Annotated in this window: 1 protein-coding gene and 1 pseudogene; both read left to right on the top strand. The window is 63.1% G+C overall.

Annotation, left to right across the window (positions count from 1 at the left end):
• Window positions 1-306 (top strand): annotated as a pseudogene (locus BW934_RS14670) (helix-turn-helix domain-containing protein); the annotation flags it as partial.
• A 13-nt stretch (window positions 307-319) separates the two neighbouring features.
• Window positions 320-1019, top strand: a 700-nt coding sequence (locus BW934_RS14675; protein WP_076349331.1) for a hypothetical protein, incomplete at its 3' end; no start/stop codon positions are given.

Consider the following 1019-nt stretch of genomic DNA (forward strand, 5'->3'; position numbering starts at 1 on the left):
AGCGGCGTCCCCATGGACTTCATCCTGGCCGGCATTGACTACACGTTCGCCACTTTCGCCGACCGACGCCCGCGCAGTTTCGCGTATTGCGCGGAGGTCATCAAGGAGCGCTGTGCGGCGGAGGTCGCCAAGCGACAGCCTGTCGAGGCGGTGAACTGGGCCGAGTATCGCGAACATTGCGTGAAACCTCAACCTTCGCCGTCGCCTCATCGGACGAGCCGAACTCGCACATCTCAGCCGACACGCAGGGAGCGCATCCGCGACGAGCGGTACGCGGAGTTCTATGCACTCTTCCCGGATGAATGAGGAGGTGATGGCGATGGAGCGGCACTACACGTACGCGCTCATGGGTCCAACGAGTGAGCACATGGTGACGTGCGAGATGCAGCCGGACACGTTCGTGGAGGTTCTGCGCGGGGTGTTCGAGGCGATCGGAGTTCGCTTGGACGACCTTGTGTTGCGGATCTACGTGCAAGAAGGCGCAGGCGGGTGGCAACTGGTCCACGGCCGCATCAAGGACATGCGGGAGGCCCAGCAGACATGCCTTTTGCCCATGCCGCCGGAACCGACATCTGCCGCTCCGAATGTGCTCGATGACGCGACGTATCAGGAGATCGGGTACGCGGCGCTGAACCTGTACCGGGTGCTGTGGCAGTCCCGCCAGCGCATCAAGGCGACGAGTTTGAAGACGAAGGTGCGAGTGCGGCAGTCGCTCCGCGCGTTGGAAGGCCAAATGCGGCTGATTGAACAGGCCGTGGAGGGCACGGAGTGGTGGGGATTGTTCCGGTTGCGGTATCAGCAGGGCAAGAAGCTCGTGGCCTGTGCGATGGAACTGCACATGTCGTCGCGGACACTGAACCGCGAAATCAGCGACATGGCGGTACACGTGGGGCGGATGCTCGCCACGGTGTTGAAAGAGCGAGAACTAGCGGAGTTGATGGAGGCCGCGAAGCGCGTACCGATGATGCCGGGCAGGGCGACGGGGCGTGTGGTGCGGTTTGAGCAGCGGGCGTTGTGGA

The organism is Alicyclobacillus vulcanalis, from assembly GCF_900156755.1.
In the GTDB taxonomy this organism is placed as follows: domain Bacteria; phylum Bacillota; class Bacilli; order Alicyclobacillales; family Alicyclobacillaceae; genus Alicyclobacillus; species Alicyclobacillus vulcanalis.